This is a genomic window from Fervidobacterium sp. 2310opik-2, assembly GCF_011057735.1.
GTDB lineage: Bacteria > Thermotogota > Thermotogae > Thermotogales > Fervidobacteriaceae > Fervidobacterium > Fervidobacterium nodosum.
This window is the reverse complement of record NZ_LNGG01000019.1, coordinates 1-1,937: the sequence shown is the minus strand read 5'-3', so window position 1 is coordinate 1,937 and position 1,937 is coordinate 1. Positions and strand designations below refer to the sequence as shown.

Genomic DNA, 1,937 nt, shown 5'->3' with positions numbered 1-1,937 from the left:
AGCATTCCTGTAAGGAAAAATAGATTTTGAAAAAAGTATCGCCTCCTGATAATATATAATTACCCCATCACACTAAAATCAGGAGGCGATACCATGGAACAAAAGTATGTTAATCCAAAAGTTTCAAGAATTTCTCAAGACACTCTAATTGTCGGTATTGATGTTGCTAAAAGAAATCATTGGGTTAGGATGACTGATTATCGTGGAATTGATTTGATTAGCCCTTTCAAGATTAATAATACCATAGATGGTATTAAAATGTTAGAGGAAAAAATAAGAATTATTAAGCAAAAGGAAGGGTTAAACAACGTAATCTTAGGCATGGAACCATCAGGGCATTATTGGAAGGTTTTAGCTTGGCAAATGAAATCTAACGAGCAAGTAAATTATCTTGTTGGAGTAAATCCATATCATGTGAAGAAAAGCAAAGAATTTGATGATAACTCACCTAGTAAAAATGACAAGAAAGATGCAGGATTAATAGCCAAATTAATCAAAGATGGAAGATATTTCGATATGCATTTATCAAATGATGTGTATAGTGAGTTAAAAGTATTAACCACGACAAGGGAACAATTAGTAAGTAAGAGAAAAAATTCAAAAAATATTGTAATAGCTATAATAGACGAATACTTTCCTGAGTATGAGAAGATATACAAAAACATATTTTCGGAAGGTTCGATGAAATTATTAAAGACCTATCCATTTCCGGAAGAGATATTAAGAGTTGGAGTAGAAGAAATAGAAAGTGTATTGAAAGAATCGACAAAGGGGAAAGACTGGAAAAGTAGGGCGCGGAAGATATACGAAGCAGCGAGAGAATCGGTAGGAGTAAGAGCAGGGCAAAAAAGTGCGAAAATGAAATTAAGGATGCTATTGGAAGAAATAGAGCTATTAACAAGACAAATTCAAGAGCTAGAAGAAGAGATGAAAAAAATGATAGAAGAAACAGAAGAAGGGGAATATATAGAAAGTGTGCCAGGGATAGGAACGGTAATGACAGCCACGATATTAGGAGAGACAGGAGGGTTAAGCAGGTTTAAAAGCTGGAAACAAATAAGGAAATTAGCTGGATTGAACCTGTACGAAGAAAGTTCTGGAGAACACAAAGGAAAAACGCGGATAACAAAAAGAGGGCGGCCGTTACTGAGGAAAATAATATACTTGATGGCAAAAACGGTGATAAGACATAACCGTGAAATAATGGAAAAATATTTAAAACTGAGGAAAAGAGAAAAAAATCCATTAAAAGAGACACAAGCATTGATAGCAATAGGATTGAAAATGATAAGGATAATATTCAAGTTAGTGAAAAGCAAGACAAGATATGAACCGGAGAGAGTATATGTATAGGTGAGAAAGCCGGTCACCTCCATTAGGAAAGTAACCAGGATACGAGAATAAGCAAACTCACCATACCTCAAATAGGACGAAGGAATGTGAGAGTGTGGAACAAACCAGGTGGGCATAAGAGGGTTAGTTTGAGGGAAAATGGTGGGGAAGTAGTTAAAAAAAATAATCTAAGAAGGAATAAAGCGACATAAAAATAATGAATTAATTCATTAAAGATAAAAAATTAAAATTATTAAGATTTTAGATAAACTCTTTTGGAAAAGAAAGGGAAGTAAGAATTTTTTGAAAAAATAAGAAAAAACGTATTTCAGGAGGCTAATCAAAAATATTTCTTTGAAGAGGAGGCGCTCCACCGCTTGAAGCTACGCCTGCACCTTTTATAATAGCAATCATTGAAAACCGAATGATATTTTACCAAAGATCTTCAAGATTTGTCAAGAGAAGTATTTTACTCTTCTTCTTCGTCTTCTTCTTCATCTACGTCTATGAAGAAATCCTCGTCACCCATCATGTCTTCCCAGATTTTCACTACTTCGTTAAATTCTTCTTCGTCTTGAATAGAATCAAGCAAGACGTTACCATCA

Annotated in this window: 1 protein-coding gene; it reads left to right on the top strand. The window is 34.2% G+C overall.

The genetic code is table 11. The features are described from left to right. Positions 1-93 precede the first annotated feature (93 nt). Entirely contained in the window at positions 94-1,353 is a 1,260-nt protein-coding gene (locus tag AS161_RS06635) for an IS110 family transposase (RefSeq protein WP_011993258.1), read from the top strand. Positions 1,354-1,937: the final 584 nt, after the last annotated feature.

Bases quoted from the DNA above. Each gene is read 5' to 3' on its own strand.
- AS161_RS06635 (WP_011993258.1), top strand. From the start codon at position 94: ATGGAACAAAAGTATGTTAATCCAAAAGTTTCAAGAATTTCTCAAGAC.